The organism is Sphingomonadaceae bacterium OTU29LAMAA1, from assembly GCA_024072375.1.
Lineage (GTDB): Bacteria > Pseudomonadota > Alphaproteobacteria > Sphingomonadales > Sphingomonadaceae > Sphingomonas.
The window spans coordinates 1,000,287-1,019,684 of the sequence record CP099617.1 but is presented as its reverse complement, the minus strand read 5'-3'; the positions used below and the strand labels follow the sequence as shown (position 1 = coordinate 1,019,684).

Annotated in this window: 27 protein-coding genes and 1 other RNA gene; 14 read left to right on the top strand and 14 right to left on the bottom strand. The window is 66.5% G+C overall.

The genetic code is table 11. The annotated features are described in order from the left end of the window. Positions 1 to 2 precede the first annotated feature (2 nt). From NF699_05180 to NF699_05130, 11 genes are all read left to right on the top strand, one after another. Complete coding sequence (locus tag NF699_05180) at positions 3 to 647, top strand: histidine phosphotransferase family protein (protein ID USU06072.1); 645 nt, start codon at positions 3 to 5, stop codon at positions 645 to 647. Positions 648 to 736: 89 nt separating this feature from the next. Then, the gene (locus NF699_05175) at positions 737 to 3,034 is read left to right on the top strand and encodes a chemotaxis protein CheW (GenBank protein USU06071.1); all 2,298 of its coding nucleotides are present in this window, start codon (positions 737 to 739) and stop codon (positions 3,032 to 3,034) included. Next, positions 3,034 to 3,459 (top strand): chemotaxis protein CheW, encoded by a 426-nt coding sequence (locus NF699_05170; protein ID USU06070.1) that lies wholly within the window; start codon positions 3,034 to 3,036, stop codon positions 3,457 to 3,459. Before NF699_05175 ends, NF699_05170 begins: the two co-directional genes overlap by 1 nt. Positions 3,460 to 3,524: 65 nt before the next feature. Then, the gene (locus NF699_05165; protein ID USU06069.1) at positions 3,525 to 3,890 is read left to right on the top strand and encodes a response regulator; all 366 of its coding nucleotides are present in this window, start codon (positions 3,525 to 3,527) and stop codon (positions 3,888 to 3,890) included. Between the two features lie 121 nt (positions 3,891 to 4,011). Beyond that, a complete protein-coding gene (locus tag NF699_05160) occupies positions 4,012 to 5,007 on the top strand; it encodes a response regulator (GenBank protein ID USU07007.1) in 996 nt (331 codons plus the stop codon). 53 nt (positions 5,008 to 5,060) lie between these two features. Further along, a complete protein-coding gene (locus NF699_05155) occupies positions 5,061 to 5,870 on the top strand; it encodes a chemotaxis protein CheR (GenBank protein USU07006.1) in 810 nt (269 codons plus the stop codon). A gap of 41 nt (positions 5,871 to 5,911) precedes the next feature. After that, positions 5,912 to 6,601: an N-acetylmuramoyl-L-alanine amidase gene (locus NF699_05150; GenBank protein USU06068.1), complete on the top strand. Its 690-nt coding sequence runs from the start codon at positions 5,912 to 5,914 to the stop codon at positions 6,599 to 6,601. A gap of 10 nt (positions 6,602 to 6,611) precedes the next feature. Then, an RNA gene (gene rnpB, locus NF699_05145) (RNase P RNA component class A) lies at positions 6,612 to 6,977 on the top strand. Positions 6,978 to 7,027: 50 nt separating this feature from the next. Next, entirely contained in the window at positions 7,028 to 8,983 is a 1,956-nt protein-coding gene (locus NF699_05140; protein ID USU06067.1) for a hypothetical protein, read from the top strand. Positions 8,984 to 9,029: 46 nt separating this feature from the next. Continuing rightward, positions 9,030 to 9,569, top strand: a complete 540-nt coding sequence (locus tag NF699_05135; GenBank protein ID USU06066.1) for a J domain-containing protein — start codon at positions 9,030 to 9,032, stop codon at positions 9,567 to 9,569. Further along, positions 9,554 to 9,886: a (2Fe-2S) ferredoxin domain-containing protein gene (locus NF699_05130; GenBank protein USU06065.1), complete on the top strand. Its 333-nt coding sequence runs from the start codon at positions 9,554 to 9,556 to the stop codon at positions 9,884 to 9,886. Before NF699_05135 ends, NF699_05130 begins: the two co-directional genes overlap by 16 nt. 36 nt (positions 9,887 to 9,922) lie before the next feature. On the opposite strand, the gene NF699_05125 is transcribed toward NF699_05130, so the two are convergent. The 11 genes from NF699_05125 to NF699_05075 all read right to left on the bottom strand — a co-directional run bounded on the left by NF699_05125 (position 9,923) and on the right by NF699_05075 (position 13,746). Next, positions 9,923 to 10,327: a SufE family protein gene (locus NF699_05125; protein ID USU06064.1), complete on the bottom strand. Its 405-nt coding sequence runs from the start codon at positions 10,325 to 10,327 to the stop codon at positions 9,923 to 9,925. 70 nt (positions 10,328 to 10,397) lie between these two features. Beyond that, the gene (locus NF699_05120; protein ID USU06063.1) at positions 10,398 to 10,634 is read right to left on the bottom strand and encodes a hypothetical protein; all 237 of its coding nucleotides are present in this window, start codon (positions 10,632 to 10,634) and stop codon (positions 10,398 to 10,400) included. A 22-nt stretch (positions 10,635 to 10,656) separates the two neighbouring features. After that, a complete protein-coding gene (locus NF699_05115; protein ID USU06062.1) occupies positions 10,657 to 10,941 on the bottom strand; it encodes a hypothetical protein in 285 nt (94 codons plus the stop codon). A gap of 11 nt (positions 10,942 to 10,952) precedes the next feature. Beyond that, positions 10,953 to 11,264: a hypothetical protein gene (locus tag NF699_05110; GenBank protein USU06061.1), complete on the bottom strand. Its 312-nt coding sequence runs from the start codon at positions 11,262 to 11,264 to the stop codon at positions 10,953 to 10,955. A gap of 13 nt (positions 11,265 to 11,277) precedes the next feature. Continuing rightward, positions 11,278 to 11,541: a hypothetical protein gene (locus tag NF699_05105; GenBank protein USU06060.1), complete on the bottom strand. Its 264-nt coding sequence runs from the start codon at positions 11,539 to 11,541 to the stop codon at positions 11,278 to 11,280. A gap of 12 nt (positions 11,542 to 11,553) precedes the next feature. Beyond that, positions 11,554 to 11,847: a hypothetical protein gene (locus NF699_05100; GenBank protein ID USU06059.1), complete on the bottom strand. Its 294-nt coding sequence runs from the start codon at positions 11,845 to 11,847 to the stop codon at positions 11,554 to 11,556. 11 nt (positions 11,848 to 11,858) lie between these two features. Next, entirely contained in the window at positions 11,859 to 12,167 is a 309-nt protein-coding gene (locus tag NF699_05095; protein USU06058.1) for a hypothetical protein, read from the bottom strand. Between the two features lie 47 nt (positions 12,168 to 12,214). Continuing rightward, a complete protein-coding gene (gene pspC, locus NF699_05090; protein ID USU06057.1) occupies positions 12,215 to 12,592 on the bottom strand; it encodes an envelope stress response membrane protein PspC in 378 nt (125 codons plus the stop codon). Between the two features lies 1 nt (position 12,593). Continuing rightward, a complete protein-coding gene (pspB, locus tag NF699_05085; protein ID USU06056.1) occupies positions 12,594 to 12,854 on the bottom strand; it encodes an envelope stress response membrane protein PspB in 261 nt (86 codons plus the stop codon). 1 nt (position 12,855) lies between these two features. Beyond that, complete coding sequence (gene pspA, locus NF699_05080; protein ID USU06055.1) at positions 12,856 to 13,533, bottom strand: phage shock protein PspA; 678 nt, start codon at positions 13,531 to 13,533, stop codon at positions 12,856 to 12,858. Between the two features lie 69 nt (positions 13,534 to 13,602). Then, on the bottom strand, positions 13,603 to 13,746 hold the full coding sequence (locus NF699_05075; protein USU06054.1) for a hypothetical protein: 144 nt from the start codon (positions 13,744 to 13,746) through the stop codon (positions 13,603 to 13,605). A gap of 184 nt (positions 13,747 to 13,930) precedes the next feature. Between NF699_05075 and pspF the strand changes: the two genes are divergently transcribed. Next, on the top strand, positions 13,931 to 14,992 hold the full coding sequence (pspF, locus tag NF699_05070; GenBank protein ID USU06053.1) for a phage shock protein operon transcriptional activator: 1,062 nt from the start codon (positions 13,931 to 13,933) through the stop codon (positions 14,990 to 14,992). Between the two features lie 88 nt (positions 14,993 to 15,080). Further along, positions 15,081 to 15,686, top strand: a complete 606-nt coding sequence (locus NF699_05065) for a superoxide dismutase (GenBank protein ID USU06052.1) — start codon at positions 15,081 to 15,083, stop codon at positions 15,684 to 15,686. Between the two features lie 48 nt (positions 15,687 to 15,734). Here NF699_05065 and NF699_05060 read toward each other — a convergent pair whose 3' ends face one another. Genes NF699_05060 through mtaB form a run of 3 tightly spaced genes read right to left on the bottom strand, consistent with a single transcriptional unit; the run spans position 15,735 to position 18,582 of the window. Next, positions 15,735 to 16,376 (bottom strand): septation protein IspZ, encoded by a 642-nt coding sequence (locus NF699_05060; protein USU07005.1) that lies wholly within the window; start codon positions 16,374 to 16,376, stop codon positions 15,735 to 15,737. Between the two features lie 32 nt (positions 16,377 to 16,408). Further along, on the bottom strand, positions 16,409 to 17,347 hold the full coding sequence (gene ftsY, locus NF699_05055; protein USU06051.1) for a signal recognition particle-docking protein FtsY: 939 nt from the start codon (positions 17,345 to 17,347) through the stop codon (positions 16,409 to 16,411). Beyond that, positions 17,344 to 18,582: a tRNA (N(6)-L-threonylcarbamoyladenosine(37)-C(2))-methylthiotransferase MtaB gene (gene mtaB, locus NF699_05050; protein ID USU06050.1), complete on the bottom strand. Its 1,239-nt coding sequence runs from the start codon at positions 18,580 to 18,582 to the stop codon at positions 17,344 to 17,346. The genes ftsY and mtaB overlap by 4 nt, the downstream gene beginning before the upstream one ends. Here mtaB and NF699_05045 point away from each other — a divergent pair. Next, a complete protein-coding gene (locus tag NF699_05045) occupies positions 18,581 to 19,156 on the top strand; it encodes a DUF924 domain-containing protein (protein ID USU06049.1) in 576 nt (191 codons plus the stop codon). The two genes, mtaB and NF699_05045, sit on opposite strands and share 2 nt — an antisense overlap. Positions 19,157 to 19,398: the final 242 nt, after the last annotated feature.

The following is a 19,398-nucleotide window of genomic DNA, read 5'->3' as shown; positions in this document are numbered from 1 at the left end:
GAATGTCCGTCAGCCCGGTCGATTTCGCCAGTTTGTTGTGCTCGCGGTTATGTCATGACCTGCTGTCGCCGGTCGGCGCGCTCAACAACGGGCTGGAATTGCTTGGTGACGAGAACGATCCCGAGATGCGCGCGCGCGTGTTCCAGCTGCTCAGCGAAAGCGCGCGGGCGTCGGCGAACAAGCTAAAGTTCTTCCGCCTGGCGTTCGGCGCCGCGGGCGGCTTCGGCGAGCAGGTCGACAGCCGCGAGGCGAAGACGGCGATCGAGGGGCTGCTGGTCGACAACAAACGGACGACGTTCAACTGGTGGGTCGAGGCGGAAACCCTGCCGAAAACCGCGCTGAAGGTGATGCTGAACCTGACGCTGATCGCCAGCGAGGCACTGGTGCGCGGCGGCACGCTGGATGTCGGCGGAGAGGAGAATGGCGGGCAGCTGGAAATCGTCGTCAAGATCGAGGGGCCACGCATCATCCTGGACGGCGAACTGCGCAACACGCTGACGCACGGCGAGCAGGAGGGCGGCGTCACGCCAAGGGCGGCGGCGGCGTATCTGGTGCATACGCTGGTGGCGGAGGCTGGCGGTGCGGTGCAGGTGAGCGAGCCGGCGGCGGACGTGATGATCCTCGGCGCGGTGTTCAACGCCGGATAGGATACGTCTCGCGAGGCGAGGGCGGGACGGGAGTAAACGTCCCTTTAACCCCTCATCGGCCATGACCCGCCGGTAATCTCCGGGGGCCCATGGACGACCTGTTACAGGAATTCATTGCCGAGACTCGCGAAACGCTGGAGGCGCTTTCGGGAGAGATCGTGGCGTGGGAAGCCGATCCCACCGATCGTGCCCGGCTGGATGCCATCTTCCGTTTCGTCCATACCGTGAAGGGTAGCTGCGGTTTCCTGGACCTGCCTCGCCTCGCGCGGCTGAGCCACGCCGCGGAGGACGTGCTGGCGGCGGTGCGCGACGGCAAGCGTGTACCCGGCAGGACGCTGGTCGATGCGGTACTCGCGATCGTCGACCGGATCGGCGAGATCGTCGAGGCGATCGATTCGGGCGCGGCGCTGGATGATTCGAGCGAAGATCTGCTGATTGCGGCGCTGGCCGAGGATGCGCAGCCGCTGGCTCCTTCACAACCGGCCAGTCATCCCCGCGCCAACAGCCGGTCGGTACGGCTGAACGTCGACCTGCTCGACCGGATGATGAGCGGCATGTCGGAGATGGTGCTGGCCCGCAACGAGCTGGCACGTCGACTGCGGGACGAACAGGTCGATCCGCTGGTCGAGGCGGCGCTGGAGCGGCTGTCGCTGACGGTGGCGGAGATGCGCGACACGGTAACGCGGACGCGCATGCAAAAGATCGACGCGCTGTTTTCCGCGTTGCCGCGCATGGTGCGCGATACGGCGGGCGAACTGGGCAAGCAGGTGGCGCTGAGCATCGACGGATCGGACGTCGAGCTGGACCGCGAGATGATCGAGCTGATGCGCGATCCGCTGGTCCACATCATCCGTAATGCGGTCGATCACGGGATAGAGGCGCCGGCGGATCGCAGGGCGGCCGGCAAGCGCGAGGCGGGCCATCTGCTGGTCTCTGCACGCCAGTCGGGCAACCAGATCCTCGTGGAGATCGCCGACGACGGTCGCGGGATCGACGTCGATCGCCTGGTCGCGAAGGCGCGCGCGCAAAAGCTGTATACCGACGCCGAACTGGCGGCGATGGACGCCGCGGCCAGGCTGGACCTGATCTTCCATGCCGGATTGTCCAGCCGCGACACGGTGACGGCGATATCGGGCCGCGGCGTCGGCATGGACGTGGTCCGGTCGAACATCGAACACATCGGCGGCCGCATCCACCTGACCAATCAGGCGGGCAAGGGGCTGACCATCGTCATCTACGTGCCGCTGACCTTGTCCATCATGTCGACGATCGTCGTCGGCGTCGGCGGGCAGCGGTTCGCCATCGCCCGCCAGTCGGTCGACGAAATCCTGCGCGTTCGTGGCGAGGCAGTGCGGATCGACATCGTCGGCGACGCGGAGGTCGCAACGGTACGCGGTCGGCGCCTGCCGCTGGTGTCGCTGGGTCGATTGCTGGGGATCAACGCTGGCGGCGAGGGGGTCGGCGAACGGACGCTGGCGATCGTCTCGACGCGCGAGGGCGAATATGCGCTCGGTATCGATCATGTGATCGACACCGAGGAACTCGTGGTCAAGCCGGCCGCGCCCGCGGTGATGGCGACCGGCGTCTACGCCGGCCAGACGCTGCCCGATTCCGGATTGCCGATGCTGCTGCTCGATGGATCGGGGATCGCGACAGTCGCGGGCCTGCGCTTCCATCGCACTGTGGTGGTGGAAGACGAGACGGTCGAGGCGGAGCGGGCGAGCGTGCCGGCCCTGTTGTTCGAGGATCTCGACGGGCAACGCCGGGTGCTGCCGCTGGCGGCGATCGACCGCGTCGAACCGGTGGCGACGGATGCGATCCGTCACACCGCGGGTCAGCTGCGACTTGCGATCGGGGGCAGCCTGGTGCCGCTGTATGCCGCCGCCGCGATCGGCGACCGGCTGGAAGTGCCGGTGCTTCGCCTGACCGATGGACAGACGGAGATCGCCTATGCGATCCACGAACCCATCGAGATCGTGCAACTGCCGGCGGAGATCGCCCCGGCACGCGTATCCGGTCCGATCGCGGGCGTGGTGATCATCGATAACGAACAGGTCGAACTGCTCGACGCACATGCCCTGTTCGCCGGTGAGGCGGGGCAGGCCTCACGCGAGCGCGTGTGCCTGTTGCAGACGGACTCCGGCGGCTGGATGGAGACGTTCCTGCGTCCCATGCTGGAAGCGTCGGGCTATCGCTGTGTGACGCAGATGCCGGCATCTGCGCCCGCCGACATCGCCCTGGTGATGGACGATGCCCGCGTTGCGGACGACATCACGTGCAAGGTCGTCCGGCTGCGCAGCGCCATCACCGGCGATGTGGCCAGCATCTATCGATACGATCGACCCGCGCTGCTCGATGCGCTGGCGCAAGCTACGGGAGGTCGCTGATGGACCTGTTCCTGATCGCGCATTTCGCCGGACGCGGCGTCGCCATCGATACGACGCAGGTCGATTCGGTCGTCGACATCGCAGAGGTGGTTCAGGTGCCGCGTACCGAAACGGCGATTCGCGGGCTCGTCGCATTGCGCAGCCGGGTGGTGACGGTGATCGACACCGGCACCGCGCTGGGACTGGAGCCTACCCCGGAATCGGCCCGGCGGGCGGTGATCACCCGTGTCGACGGGCACCATTACGCGATCCTGGTCGATTCGCTGGAGGACGTCGCACTGTTCGAACGTCAGCCGCTGTCATCCGGTCTTGCGCTCGATCGTGGCTGGCAGGCTGTCGGCACCGGTCTGATCGAACGCGATGGCGAACCGATGCTGATCGTCGATCTTGCGGCACTGGTGCCGCAGCAGGCGGCCGCCGCTTAACGCGACGCTTACCCTTCGCTGCCATAGTCCGAACGGCGATTATCCGCTGGTAAAAAGGCCATCCCATGAAGACCTGCCTCGTTGTCGATGATTCCAAGGTGATCCGCAAGGTTGCCCGCCATATCCTGGAGACGCTGGACTTCACGGTTTCCGAAGCCTGTGACGGGCGTGAGGCGCTCGACGCCTGTCTGGCATCGGCGCCCGACGTCATCCTGCTCGACTGGAACATGCCGGTGATGAGCGGAATGGATTTCCTGCGAGCGCTCCGCGATTCGAACATCCCGTCGCGGCCCAAGGTGGTGTTCTGCACGACCGAGAACGGCATGGCATACATCCGTGCCGCGATCGAGGCGGGGGCCGACGAATATGTGATGAAGCCTTTCGACCGCGACACGCTGGAATCAAAACTCCAGATCGTCGGCATGGCCTGAGGCGGAGGAGCCGGTCGTGGCGTTCGCCGTGCAACCACTGTTTCCCGATCCGGTCGCATTGCCGGATGTGGGACTCCAGCGCGTCCTGATCGTCGATGATTCGGCGGTTGCGCGTGCGGTGATGGAGCGGCTGATCGCTGCTACCGGTCGGTTCACGGTGGCGGCCAGCGTCAGCACGGCACGGGCAGCATTGGCGTTTCTGGAGCGGGAGCGCGTGGCGTTGGTGCTGCTGGACGTTCAGATGCCCGGTGTCGACGGACTGACTGCGTTGCCCGATCTGATCGTTGCGGGGCAGGGCGCCAAGATCGTGATCGTATCCGGCCAGGCGAGCGAAGGTGCGACAACGACCGTACAGGCGCTGGCACTGGGCGCGGCCGACACGCTGTTCAAACCGGCCAATGGCGAACGGATGACCCGTTTCGGCGAAGCGCTGATCGACAAGCTGGACAACCTCGCCGACGCTCGTCCGGCGCGGCACATCGCAGAGGCTCCGGCCGAATCCGCGTTGCCGCCGCTGCAGCGCACCTTTTCCGGCCGCGACGAATATGACGTCGTGGCGATCGGCGCGTCTACCGGCGGCATCCACGCGCTCAGCCAGTTTCTGCGGGCCTTGCCAGCGGATTTCGTGCTGCCGATCCTGATCACGCAACATCTGCCGGCATCGTTCATGCCGTACTTCGCGGCGCAGCTTGCGGTGCTCAGCGGGCGACCGTGCGATGTCGCGATCGATCGGCTGCGGCTGCGGCCCGGACGTATCGCCGTGGCGCCCGGTGATGCCCACATGCGCTGTGTGGCGCTGGCGGACGGATCGTCGGCGATCCGGCTGGCCACCGATGCGAGCGCCAGCGGGTGCATGCCATCGGTCGATCCGATGTTCGCATCGATGGCGTCGGTATTCGGCAAGCGCATGCTCGCAGTCGTGCTGAGCGGTATGGGACGCGATGGTGCCGAGGGTGCCCGCCGGGTGCACGAGGCGGGGGGATGCGTCGTGGTGCAGGATCAGGCAAGCTCGGTGGTGTGGGGAATGCCCGGATCGGTGGCGGAGGCGGGATACGCCCATGCCGTGCTGCCCCCCGATGCGATCGGACGCCTTGCCGCGGCGCGGCAGCGGCCATGAACGCTGCATCCTTGCATTCGTCCGTGCAAAGCCAGTCCGTGTCCCAGGTCGCGTTGAACGTCTTCAGCGCGTTGCTGGAAGCGCGCACCGGGCAGCAGATCGCCGCATACCGGTCGTGGCGGATCGATACCGCGCTCAAGCCGCTGCTGCGGGATCGTGGGCTCGCGACGCTGGACCAGCTGGTCACGTTATTGCTGGAGGGGCATGATGCCGCCGTGGGCGACCAGATCGTCGACGCTCTGGTAAATCAGGAAACCTCGTTCTTTCGTGATGCGCCGGTATTCGATCTGATCGTGGAGGCGGTCGCCGCCGTCGAGGCGGAGGGGCGTCGGGCACGGATATGGTGTGCGGGCTGTTCGACGGGGCAGGAGCCGCTGTCGCTCGCGATGCTGTTCGCCGAGCGCGCGGAGGGGGGCAAGGCGATGCCGGAGATCGTTGCCACCGATGTGTCGGACGCGGCGACCGCGCGCGCGCGCGCCGGCCGGTACACCCAGTTCGAAATCCAGCGCGGCTTGCCGATCCGCCGCATGATGCGGTGGTTCGACGCCGACGGCAACGACTGGGTCGCCAAGCCCGAACTGGGCAAGCTGATCGCCGTGCGCCGCCACAATCTGGTGGCCGAACGGCCACCGGCGGGGCATTTCGATGTGATCTTGTGCCGCAACGTCCTGCTGTATCTCTCGGCGCAGATGAAGTCGGACGTATTCGCCCGTTTCGCCGGCGCGATGCGGGGTGGGGGTACGCTGGTGCTGGGCGCGGGCGAGACCGTGATCGGGCAGACGCGGATGTTCGAGCCAAGCCGGCGTCTACGCGGTTTCTACGAACGGGTCCCGGTGCCTGCCGCCGAGCGCGCCGTCGCCTGACGCCTCTTACGCGGCCGCGCCTGCTCGGCTAGGACGGGCGCATGACCTTTCTCGACACGCCCTCGCCGAACTTCGACGAGCGGCTGCTGCCGATCAGCATGATCGTGCTGCACTATACCGGTATGCAGGATGGCCCGTCGGCATTGGCGCGGCTGCGCGATCCGGAGGCCAAGGTCTCGGCGCATTATCTGGTGGAGGAGGACGGCACCGTCTGCCGGCTGGTCGACGAGAGCAAGCGTGCGTGGCACGCCGGACGGTCGCATTGGCGTGAGACGACCGACGTCAATTCCGCCAGCATCGGCATCGAGATCGTCAATCCCGGTCACGAATGGGGCTATCGCCCCTTCACCGATGAACAGATCGACGCGCTGGTGCCGCTGGTCGCCGCGATCAAGAAACGCCACGGTATCACCCGCGGCAACATCGTCGGCCATTCGGATATCGCGCCGACCCGCAAGCGCGATCCGGGCGAGCTGTTCCCCTGGTCGCGGCTCGCCCGATTGCGGCTCGCGCTACCGCGGCCGACCCGTAACCTGATGGACCCGATGTGGACGCAGGGCGGCTTCCTCCTGGCGCTGGAGCGGTTCGGCTATGACGTCGCCGATGCGATGGCGGCGATCGTGGCGTTCCAGCGCCGCTTCCGCCCCGAACTGATCGACGGCGAGATCGATGCCGAATGCCGGATGATCCTGCTCGCGTTGCTGCTTCCCAAGCCGCAAGGCGATGAGTAAGGGGATCGTGTCAGAGGGTCGGGCGGCCGCGGGTGCTTTCGAGCGCGCGAGGAAAGTCCGGGCTCCGCGAAACGACGGTGCCGGGTAACGCCCGGCGGGGGCGACCCCAGGGACAGTGCCACAGAGAGCAGACGGCCGGCCTTCGGGACGGTCACGGTGAAAGGGTGCGGTAAGAGCGCACCGCGCGCCTGGTAACAGGGGCGGCACGGCAAACCCCACCGGGAGCAAAACCGAATAGGGACGGCATATGGGCTTCGTTTCAGCTCGTCGTCCGGGTTGGTTGCTTGAGGCGGCGCGCAAGCGTCGTCCTAGAGGAATGGTCGCCTAATTTCCGCAAGGAAAGGGACAGAACCCGGCTTACAGACCCTCTGGCGTTTCCCCTGCTTACCGGCCAGACTTGCGCGGTTCGCGGGGGAGGGATCGACGATGAAGACGGTGATGGCGGCGCTTGCGCTGACGGGTGCGCTTGCCGGAATGGCGGGCGCGCAGCAGGCCGGAACGCGAACCGTGCAGCAGGATTTCGAGGCGGCGGCGGCGCTGTCCGCCGGGCCCGATCGGCCCGCCGCGCTGGCGGCGTGGGAAGCGCTGGAAAAGCGTGTCGCCACCAGGCCGCGCAGCCACGCGATCGTCCTCGTCCGGAAGAGCGCGGCGTTGCTGGCGCTGGACCGCCGGGACGAAGCGGTCGCCGCGGCGCGGGCGGGCCTTGCCGGCTTGCCCGCCGCCGAGGCCGCTCTGCGTGAAGACCGGTTCAAGGCGCATCTCAACCTCGCAACGATCTTCCAGTACGGTATCGATTACGCCGGCGCGGTCGTGGCGTTTCAGTCGGCGGAGCAGGAAGCGCAAACGCCCGGGGAGAAATTGGGGGCGTTACGGGGGCTGATCCAGACCGCGACCTTCACCGATCCGGCGGCTGCCGCGGCGGCGGCGGCGCGCGCCGATGCGCTGATCGCGACGGTGAAGGTCGACGCTGCGCTGGCGGCCGACTTCGCCTCCGCCAAGGCGGTGCTGGCGCTCAACCGCGGCGACCTGCCGCGAGCGACTGCGGAGTCGATGACCGCGGTGAAGATGCTCGGGGGTCTGACGAGCAAGACCGATACGCGCGATGTCGCGGCGCGATCGAATGCGGCCATCGCCCTGCTGCTGTCGGGCCGCAAGGAGAGCGCGCGCCGCTATATGGCGATGACCGGCGCGGGACGGGTACCGAGCGGCAATTTCGACATGGGCGCAGCGATGACCCCGCCGGATTGCGGCGGCGAGGCCGGGTTGAAGCCGGCCGACATGGCGGTCGTGCAGTTTTCCGTCGCCGACGATGGCACGGTGCTGGTCGCCGCGCCGATCTATGCCGCGGGCGGGGGCCGAGTTGCGCTGGCATTCGCACAGGCGGCCAGTCGCTGGTCGTGGTCGGCGGAGCAGGTGAAGGCGATGCCGCCCTTCCTGCGCTACAATGCGCGGGTCGAATTGCGCTGCAACATGGCATTCGAGCGGCCATCCGTCAGCGACGGCCTGATGGCCGATCTGATCGCATGGTCTGCCGCGCGCGGCGCACCGATCGCCGACGAGCCGGACAATCCCGCCCAGGCGCTGCCAGCGCAACGTGCGGCGCTGGCGGCGGCGAAGACGCGGGGTGATCGAGGCGCCTCGCTCCCCGCGCTCGTCGCGTTGATCCGATCCCCGGTGGTTTCGGGCGAGGAGACGGCGGCATTGGCCCGGACCGCACTCGCGATCGCGCAGGCAGGCAAAGCGCCCGCCACCGCACAACTGGCACTCGATCTGGACGCCCGTCTCAGCGGCAGCGCCGATGTGTGGAAGCGCGGGGAATATCGGCGTCTCGTCATGCCGCTGCTGACGCAGGCACCCTATGCGGCCGATCCGCAGGCCCGGGCGGCGATACGACTGCTGCTGGCGGATGCGGAGCGGAGCACGTCGGGCAAGACGGCATCCGCGTTGCTTGACGAGGTTGCCGGCGATGCCGCCCTGCCGACGAACGATCCGCTGAAGGTGGGTGCGCTGATCCGGCTGGCGTCGATCGCGCAACAGCGCGGCGACGAGGCGGAAGCCCGGGCCGCGTTTGCCCGGTCGGGGTTGAGCGCCGGTCAATGTGCGCTCATCGACAAACCTCCGCGGATATTGCGTACCGGCGGTACGTTCCCGCAGGAGGCGCTGTCCTGGGGCTTCGAGGGCTGGACCGAGACGCAATTCGACATCGGCGCGGATGGCAAGGTCGTAAATTCCCGCGCAATCCTGTCCTATCCGCCGTTCATCTTCACGCAGGCGGGGGCGGAGACGGCGAGCACGTCGCTGTTTTCCAGAACGTACCGTCCCGATGGCGGGCTGGCGTGCGGCGCCAGCACGCGGCGGGTGATGTTCAGGATCCCCGACTGACGCGCCGCCGGTTGCGCGCCGCTGCCGAACGCTTATGTGGACGGCGATGGCGCGCATCCCGTCCCGATCGAACGACTGGGGTTTTCCCCGCTGGCGGGGCTACGGCTCCAGCCGCGAGGCGACCACCGTGCGGCTGTGCGACCGCCATGGCTGTGAGGAACCCGGCCGTTGCCCCGCCCCTAAGTCGCCGAACAGCCCCGATCGCTGGTATTTCTGCGAAACGCACGCCGCCGAATACAATCGCGGCTGGAATTATTTCGAGGGCCTGTCGGCGGAAGAGGCCAGTCAGCGCGAAGCGTCCGAAAGCCGGACCGCGTCGGGCTACGCCAACGCAAGCCATTATGCCTGGGGCGGATCGGGCGACGGCAGCCGCTCTCGCGACGAGATGCGCGCGCTGGAGGTGCTGGGGCTTGAGAGCGATGCCGATTTCGACGCGGTGAAGACGGCCTGGCGTCGCATGGCGAAAGAGAACCATCCGGACGTACGCCCGGGCGACGCGGATGCCGCGGTCCGGTTCCAGACGGTGCAGGCGGCCTATGACGTGTTGCGCACTGCAGAGGAACGCCGCGAGTGGCGACCGAGCTGAAGCGCATTCGCAGCGACTGGCAGGGTGCCATTCTGGTCTGCGGAAAATGTTCGAAGAAGATCGACGGCGGCTTCGGCAAGAAGGGACGTACGTCCCTTTCCAGGCTGTTGCGCAAGATCCTGGGGCTGAAGTCGGGACGCAAGGCGTCGCTCGGGGTGGTCGAGACGCGCTGTCTGGGCGTGTGTCCACGCGGCGCCGTGGTTATGGTCGACAGCCGTCAGCCCGCCGAATGGCTGGTTGTGCCGCGCGGCGCGGATGTGGTCGAACTGGCGGCGCGGCTGCAGCGGGCAAGCCAACCGGTCACCAACGGGTTGTAGGCTCCTCGCGGTGCCACGAGGGCGGACAACGTCGCGTCAGGCGTAGCGCGCCGCAGTCTCGCGGATCAGCGCGATCATGTTCGGTATTCCCTGCGTCCTGTTCGAACTCAGCGCCGTCTTCAGGTCGAACGGGGCCAGCTCACCCTCGATATCCGTTGCCGAGATCGCGCCCGGTTCCCGATCCTGTACGGTCAGCAACACCAGAGCGATGATGCCCTTGGTGATCGCCGCGTTGCTATCCGCGAGGAAGTGCAGGCTGCCGTCGTCCGCGCGGGTCGGATAGACCCAGACCGAAGCCGAGCAGCCGCGGACCAGCGTCGCATCGGTCTTCAGCGCGTCGGGCATCGGTTCCAATTGCCGTCCCAGATCGATCAACAACCGATAGCGATCGTCGGGTTCGAGAAAGTCGTATTCGTCGCGGACGTCGGCGATGCTGGTCATGGCCGTCGCGGTACAGGCGGGGGCGGGACGGGGCAACCGTCACGCCGCCCGGCAACCCATCCCGAACGACCTAAAGGTCGACACCCGCCGCGATCGCCTCCAGCTTCTTGATGCGTTCCTTCAGGTCGGCGATCTCGATCCGCGAGCCGGCATTGGCGACGTGCGGGACCGGGTCCTGTATCTGGTCGAGTTGCTGATGCTTCAGCGCGAGCCAGCTGCGCCAGCCGGACAGGCCCGCGGTGGTGACCATCGCGACGGCGGCAAGCGACGATAGCGACACGGTCAGGTAGACGTTGGGATCGTACATGGACTGCCTCCTTTCGGCAGGATCAGTTGACGGGCAAACGGTTCGGTGTGGTGCGATCGTCGCGCAGCGCGTCGATTTCCTGCGCCAGATCGACACCGCGATCGGTGACGATGCGTTCGAGGACGCGGACGCGTTCCTCCAGCCGTTCGGTCTGGGCGGCATATTGCGCCGCCTTTTCCGCGACCTTGTTCGCCTCGATCTCCATCCGGCGCTCCTGCAACCGGAACCAGGGGCGCAGGAACACGCCGCCGAAGATCGCAAGCAGCCCGCAGCAGATGCCGAGGATCGGGATCATAATCGGGTTCATCGTCGTGCCTCTCAGTTGGTCTTGTGCCGCAGCTGTTCGATCTCGCGATCCAGCTGGTGGCTGCTGTCGGTAACGATGCGCTCGACGTTGCCGAGGCGATCCTTGATCGAGCCGAGTTCGGCGCGCAGCTGCGCGTTTTCCTGGCTGAGCAGCTTCACCCGCTCCATCGCCTCTTCGTTCTTGCGAGGGTAGACCGCCTGGCCCCAGGCACCGTCCAGCGGATAGCCGTTCTTGACGCGGAGCCAGGTGGTCAGGACCCAGCCGCCGACGCTGCCCAGACCGACCAGAGCCACGACGGGGACGAAAGCTTCGAAGGGAAACATCGCATGCGATCCTTTAACTGACGCGGAGCTGTTCGATCTCGCGATCCAGCCGGTGCGAGCGATCGGTGACGATGCTCTCGATCGTCGCCAGCCGCTCCTGCAACCGGTCGATCTGGCCGACGCGACGGGCGTTTTCGGCATCGAGCAGTTCGATGTCGTGACGCGCCGCCAGATCGGGGGCGGTGATCGCCTGCTTCACCTTGCGGCGGCCGTACCACTGGATCGCCAGCGTGATCAGCGAGCCGAAGATCATCGAGAAGACGTATTCGGGTTCCATCGTGCTGGTCCTTTACCGGTCGCGGAGGGCTTCGATCTCGCGAGCGGTGCGCCCGGCGGGATCGGTGGCGATGCGTTCGAGGACGGCGATCCGCTCCTCCAGATGGCTGACCTGTCCGGTCAGGCGATCGTTCTCGTTGCTCAGCGCCAGCATCTCGCGCTCGCCGTCCGGATCACGCTTGAGCGTTTTCCCCCAGTCGTCGCTCGGCGCGTAGCCGTGGCGGGCACGGATCCAGTTGTTGATGATCCAGCCGACCGTCGAGATCAGGACGAGGGCGATGACGAAAGAGGGTCCATCCCAGTTCATCGTAAGGGTCCTTACCGGTCGCGGAGGGCTTCGATCTCGCGAGCGGTGCGCTCGGCGGGATCGGTGGCGATGCGTTCGAGGACGGCAATGCGTTCCTCCAGACGGCCGACCTGCCCGGTCAGCTTGTCGTTTTCGTTGGTGAGCAGCATGATCTTGCGCTCCGCCGCGATGTCGTCATTGCCGTTCATGCCGTTCATGCCGCGCCGGCTGCGGCGGCTGCAGCCCTTGTTGTCGTCGAGCGGGTAGCCATGCTTGGCTTTGACCCACACGGTGAAGGCGTGGCGAGCGGAGACCGCCCCGACGATGCCGACCGGCACCATCCAACCCATGTCCATCGTCTTTCTCCCTGAAACCCGGCGAGCTCGGCTCAGCGCAGGCTGTCGATTTCCTCGGCCAGCCGGGTGTTGCGGCTGGTATAATGCAGCTCGATGTCGGCGAGCCGGCGATCGATGTCGCGGAACTTGCTGCGCACTTCGGCGGTGGAACGCTTCGGGTTCGATCGCATGCCCTGCCAGAACTTGGCGTCCTCCGGCGTGTCGTACAGACCGTTGGGCTTGGCTTCGGCGACCCAGGCGATGATGAAATAGGCGAGGACGATCCACCATTGCTGCGCGATCACCGTCATGGCGGCGACACCCAGCCGGACCCAGAGCACTTCGACCCCGGTGTAATCGGCGATCCCGGCGCACACGCCCTTCCACTTGCCGTCCTGCGGATCGAGGTAGAATTTGGTACGGGCGGACATCTCAATTCCTCCGGTCGAGCTGATAGGTGGTGGGCTGAGCCGTTAGGCTCGGCTTGAAGTCGGGGTTGTCGGCGGCGACGATCCGCTCGACGGTATTGACGCGTTCCTCGAGGCGGCGGGCAAGATTGAACATCTCGTCGAGCAGCTTCTCGTCCTCGTCGGTGATCTTGGGCGCCTGCTTCCACTTCGTAACGTAGTGGAAGATCAGCCACGGGAGGCCGATCAGCGCGAGGAAGATCGCCAGAACTCCTTCGAAGTTCATGTCAGCCCTCCCCGCCGGTGCCGCGACCCAGACGCGCCTTCAGCGCGGCCAGTTCGGCGTCGACCTTGTCGCCCTGCCGCAGCTCGGCGATCTCTTCCTCCAGCGTCTTCGGCACGCCCAGTCCCAGCGCCTCGGCGCGGCCTTCGGCATCGTCAACGCGGCGTTCGAGGATGTCGAAGCGGCTGAACGCCTCGGTCGTCTTCGGGCCCGAATACATCTCGCGCAGGCGATAGCGGTTGTTGGCGCTTTCCAGCCGGTTCTGCACGTTGGACTGCTTCGAGCGCGCCTCGGTCAGCTTCTTCTGGAGCTTGGCGATATCCTCTTCCGAAGCGCGCAGCGCATCGTCGAGCACGCCGACCTCGATCCGCAGCTGTTCGGCCATGTCCGCCGCCTTCTGCTTCTCGCCCAGCGCCGCCTTGGCCAGGTCCTCGCGGTCCTTGCTCAGCGCCAGTTCGGCCTTTTCCATCCAGTTCGCCTGAAGCTGGTCCAGCTTGTTGATGTGCCGGCGCATTTCCTTCTGATCGGCGATCGTGCGGGCGGCACTGGCGCGGACCTCGACCAGCGTTTCCTCCATTTCGAGGATGATCATCCGGATCATCTTCGCCGGGTCTTCCGCCTTTTCCAGCAGATCGGCGAAGTTGGCTGCGACGATGTCGCGGGTGCGGGAGAAAATGCCCATCGGTGTCGATACTCCTCAAACAATGGCCGGGGCGGGCGAGGGAAATCGGCCGCCCCGGTTTGGGGCTGCTTACGCCGTCAGGCGGGCTGCCTTCACGGTGGCCGTCTGGCTGCCGCCCGTCGCCGGTCCGACTGCTCCGGCGACGCAGGTCGCGCTGAACAGGATGGTGCAGACGAGGGTAGCGAGCTTGCGGCCGATCTCGGAATTGAACATGGAAACCTCCTGAATTCTGAACCCTGAGAACCTTGGGTGACCACCGTGCGGCGGTATGCCAGTAGCATTGCAGGGTGCGTGCCAATTTTGAAATTGGCTAAAAACCGTGGTTTCTGGTGTGTTATTCGCATGAACCACGGATGAACGCTTGCGTAACGTTGGTGTTTTACGCCAGATGTTGGCGATGGAAAGAGCGGCACAGGTCATCGGCCAGTCGGGGGCGTTTCTCGATGCCTTGGAACGGGCCAGTCGCGCGGCGGCGCTCGATCGCCCGGTGCTGGTGATCGGCGAGCGGGGTACAGGCAAGGAGCTGGTCGCTGAGCGCCTCCACCGCCTGTCGCCGCGCTGGGATCAGCCGCTCGTCATCATGAACTGCGCGGCCTTGCCCGAATCGCTGATCGAAGCGGAACTGTTCGGGCATGAGGCGGGTGCCTTCACCGGCGCGACCAAGGCGCGGACGGGCCGGTTCGAGGAGGCGCACGGCGGCACGCTGTTCCTCGACGAACTCGGCACCCTGTCGATGGCGGCGCAGGACCGGCTGCTCCGTGCGGTGGAATATGGCGAGGTGACGCGGATCGGATCGTCGCGGCCGTTGCGCGTCGACGTCCGTATCGTCGCGGCGACCAACGAACATCTGCCCGACAAGGTCGACGCGCATGAATTCCGCGCCGACCTGCTCGATCGTCTGTCATTCGAGGTGGTGACGTTGCCCCCGTTGCGGGCGCGATCGGGCGACATTGCGGTGTTGGCGGATCATTTCGGACGGCGGATGGCATCGGAAATCGGCTGGGATCGCTGGCCGGGTTTCGGCCCTCGGGCGCTGGACCAGTTGCTGACGCATCGTTGGCCGGGCAACGTGCGCGAATTGCGCAATGTCGTCGAGCGGGCAGTCTATCGCTGGGACGGTGACGGTCCGGTCGATGCGATCGAGATCGATCCCTTCGCCTCGCCGTTCCGGCCGACGGGCGGGGCAGGGGGCGGACCGGCCAGACCGAAAGCGGATGCATCGCCCTCGAGCGCCGCGTCCCAGCCGCAACAGCCGGAGGACGACCCCGTCGTCGCGTGCGACACCGGTCCGTCCGACTTCAAATCACGGGTGGCACGGTTCGAACGCGAACTGCTGGCCCGCGCCCTGGCCGAGCATCGCTTCAACCAGCGTTCGACAGCCGAGGCGCTGGGCCTCAGCTACGACCAGTTGCGTCATGCCCTGCGTCGGCATGACCTCATCAATGCCGGTAGCTCATGACGCTTGCGTAACGTGTCGGGAGCGTTAGGCGACGTGTCGCGTTAACGCGGGGACGACATCGTCCCACCTTCATTGAGGAGCCTATTCCATGGCATTCGAACTCCCGCCGCTGCCGTACGCCTATGACGCGCTGGAGCCGGTCATCTCCAAGGAGACGATGAAGTTCCACCACGACAAGCATCACGCAGCCTATACCAACAAGCTCAACGAAGGCGTCGCCGCCGATCCCAAGCTGGAAGGCAAGTCGATCGAGGATATCCTCGGCATGATCTCGACGCTGCCGCCGCTGGTCCGCAACAACGGTGGCGGGTTCTGGAACCACGATTTCTTCTGGAAGATCATGGCGCCGAAGGGGTCGACCCAGCCGTCGGGCGCGCTGAAGGATGCGATCGACGCATACGGCGGCCTCGACAAGCTTAAGGACGACTTCAACACCAAGGGCGCGGGTCAGTTCGGCTCGGGCTGGGCATGGGTCATCAAGGACTCGTCCGGCGCGCTGAAGGTGACCTCGACGCCGAACCAGGACAATCCCCTGATGGACGACGCCAAGGAGCCGGGTACGCCGATCCTGGGTAACGACGTGTGGGAGCACGCCTATTACCTGACGTACATGAACGATCGCCCCGGCTATCTGAAGGCGTGGTGGGACGTCGTGAACTGGGACGAAGCCGGCAAGCGTTTCGACGCCGCCTGAAACTGTCGTATTCCTCCCTCGCTTCAGCGGGGGAGGACTATCGTCCGGTCACTCGACCGGCACGTCCGCCGCGACCTCATCCCCCGTGCTCAATCCGTGCCGCAACAGCATGGGAATGTTGGCGAATGCGAACAGCAGGGTCAGCGGGATCGCGCCCCACAGCTTGAACCCGACCCAGAAATCCCAGTTCGTCGTCCGCCACACCGTCTCGTTGAGCGCAGCCATGAACAGGAAGAACAGCGCCCAGTTGCGCGTCAGCTTGCGCCAGCCGTCTGCGGTCAGGCCCGGATACGCGGTGCCGAGCAACCCTTGCAGCAGAGGTCGCCCGGTCAGCAATCCAAACCCCAGCACGGCGGCGAACATGCCATAGACGAAGCTCGGCTTCATCTGGATGAACTTGGGGTCGTGAAAATACACCGTCAGCCCCCCGAACACAACAACGAACCCCCCCGATATCCAAAGCATCGGCGATATGTGGCCGAGCCGCGTCTTGGATACGATCATCGCCGCGACCGTGGCGATGACGAAGGCGGTCGTCGCGACGATCACCTTGGCGATCACCAGCGCACCGGCGCGGTCCAAGTCTGAAAGGAAGCCGGTGCTCGCCCCGACCAGCCGCATCGCAAGCGTGGCGGGAAACAGGAAATTGACCGCGAAGAACACGAGCAGCGGGCCGTATTCCACGCCCATCCGCAAACCGGGGGAGGGCGCGCGCGACGCCGTCACTTCCGCCCTCCCGCCTCGACGCCCGCGATGATCCGCGCCACCTCGTTCGCATCGAACGGCCGAAGGTCGGTCATGCCTTCGCCGACCCCGATCGCATGGATGGGCAACCCGTATTTCTCCGCCGCCGCGACCAAGACGCCGCCGCGCGCGGTGCCGTCTAGCTTGGTCATCACGAGGCCGGTTACACCCGCCACCTCCTTGAACACCTCGATCTGCGACAGCGCATTCTGGCCGGTAGTCGCATCCAGCACCAGCACCACGTCATGCGGGCTGGCGGGGTTGATCCGCCCGAGCACGCGGCGGATCTTGGCGAGTTCGTCCATCAGTTCGCGCTTGTTCTGCAAGCGGCCGGCGGTGTCGACGATCAGCACGTCGATGCCGGTCTCGGTCGCCTTCTTGACCGCGTCCCACACCACGCCGGCGGCATCGCCGCCCTCCGGCCCGGTGACGATCGGCACGCCGACGCGGTCTGCCCAGGTCCGCAACTGGCCGATCGCCGCGGCGCGGAACGTGTCGCCCGCCGCCAGCATGACGCCATAGTCCTGCTCCATCAGCAGATGCGCCAGCTTGGCGATCGTCGTCGTCTTGCCCGACCCGTTGACGCCGATCACCAGGATCACCTGCGGTCGCGGAAAGGCGTTGACCTCCAGAGGGGTTGCGACGCGTTCCAGAGCCTTCTCGACCTCTTCGGCGACGACCAGCCGGATGCCGAGTTCCTCCATGTTTCGCTCGAACGTTCCCTCGGCCAGTCGGGTACGGATCTTGCCGGCGGTGTCGGGGCCGAGGTCGGACGCGATCAGCGCTTCCTCGATCTCGTCGAGCGTCTCTTCGTCGAGCCGCGCACCACCAAGGCCGGCAAGGTTGCCGACGAGACGGTCGGAGGTCTTCTTGAAGCCGCCGAGCAGCCGTTCGTGCCAGGTGGGGATGGTGCTCATACCGATGTTCCGATGAGATGAGTGTCTGTCGCAGCCGTGACGCGGACCCTGACGATGTCGCCCGGTTCCGCGGGCGAGGGGAGGCGCACCTCCGCGAAAGTGCCGGCATGACCGCGGTCGCCGGGCCGTTCCAGCAGCACATCGTGCAAGCTCCCGACCTGCTTCGCCAGCCACGTCGCCCTACGGGCCGCCGCCGCCTCGCGCAGCCGCTCCGCCCGCGCCCGAATCGTGCCGGCATCGACCTGCGGCATCCGTGCCGCCGGCGTACCCGCCCGCGCCGAATAGGGAAAGATATGCGCGTGGACGATATCCGCATCGGCGATCAGCGCCAGCGTGTCCGCCGCCATCGCATCGTCCTCGGTCGGAAAACCCGCGATCAGGTCCGCGCCGATCGCGATCTCCGGCCGCGCCGCCTGCAACCGCTGCACCGCCTCGACCGCCTGCGCCCGGCTGTGTCGCCGCTTCATCCGCTTCAGGATGATGTCGTTGCCCGCCTGGAACGACAGATGCAGATGCGGCATCACCCGCGCCTCGCCGGTCACGATCTCGAACAGCCGCTCGTCGATCTCGATCGAATCGAGCGACGACAGCCGCAGCCGTCGCAACGCCGGCACATGGCGCAGGATGCGTTCGACCAGCAGCCCCAGCGTCGGCGCGCCCGGCAGGTCATGGCCATAACTGGTCAGGTCGACGCCGGTCAGCACCACCTCGGCATGGCCCGCATCGACCAGCCCCGCGATCCGGTCGACCACCGCGCCCGCCGGCACCGACCGGCTCGGTCCGCGTCCGAACGGGATCGCGCAAAACGTACAGCGATGGTCGCAGCCGTTCTGCACCTCGACGAACGCGCGCGCATGCCCGCCGAAACTCGCGGCCAGATGCGGTGCCGTCTCGCGCAACTGCATGATGTCGCCGACAACGACCGCCTCTGCGCTCGCCCATACGGCAGGAGACAGCTTCTCGCCGTTGCCGATCACCCGGTCGACCTCGGGCATCGCCGCAAAGCCCTGCGGATCGATCTGCGCGGCGCAGCCGGTGACAACCAGCTCCGCCCCCGGCCGATCGCGCCGCGCCCGCCGGATCGCGCTGCGGGTCGCCTTCACCGCGGCATTGGTCACCGCACAGGAATTGACCACGACGGTGTCCCGCCCCGCGATCAGCGTGCGGATCGTTTCGCTCTCGGCGATGTTGAGACGGCAGCCGAGGGAAATCACCTCTGGCGCGGGAGCATGCATGACGCGCGATCTAATCGACGGAAACCGCCAAGTCCATGACATGGCGGCGGAGGTGCTCGACTTCTGGTTCGCGATGACCACCGAGCAGCATTTCGACAAGGACGATGCGCTCGACCGGACGATCACCGACCGCTTCGCAGACCTTCGCGACGGCATCCTGCGCGGCCGGGCAGAGGGCTGGCGCGATGACCCCGACGCATTGCTGGCGGCGATCATCGTCCTCGACCAGTTTTCCCGCAACATCCATCGCGGCACGCCCGACGCCTTCGCCGCCGACGGCCTCGCGCTGGAGCTGACGCGGTCCGCAATCGAACGCGGCTGGGACGAACGCTACCCGCCCGACCGCCGCGTCTTCCTCTACATGCCGCTGATGCACGCCGAGGACATGGCGATGCAGGACCTGTCCGTCGCCAAATTCGAAGCCCTAGGCATCCCCGAAAACCTCGCCTTCGCCCGCGACCACCGCGACGTCATCGCCGACCACGGCCGCTTCCCGAGCCGCAACGCGGCGCTGGGCCGCGAGTCGACGGCGGCGGAAGAGACATATCTCGCGCAACCGGATGCCGGTTGGTAGGGCAGGGCTGATAAGGCGTTCGCGCAGAGGCGCAGAGGACGCAGAGAATTAAGTAAGCGATAACCCAACCCCCTTCCGTCATCCCGACGAAATTCGGGACCCATGGACCCCCTCCGGCTGCGGTAATCCCTACGACCCCATCGAAGCCATGGGTCCCGGCGTTCGCCGGGATGACGGAGGATGCGTTGAGATGGCGCAAAGCACCGCAATCGCACCCTCTCTGCGCCCTCCGCGCCTCTGCG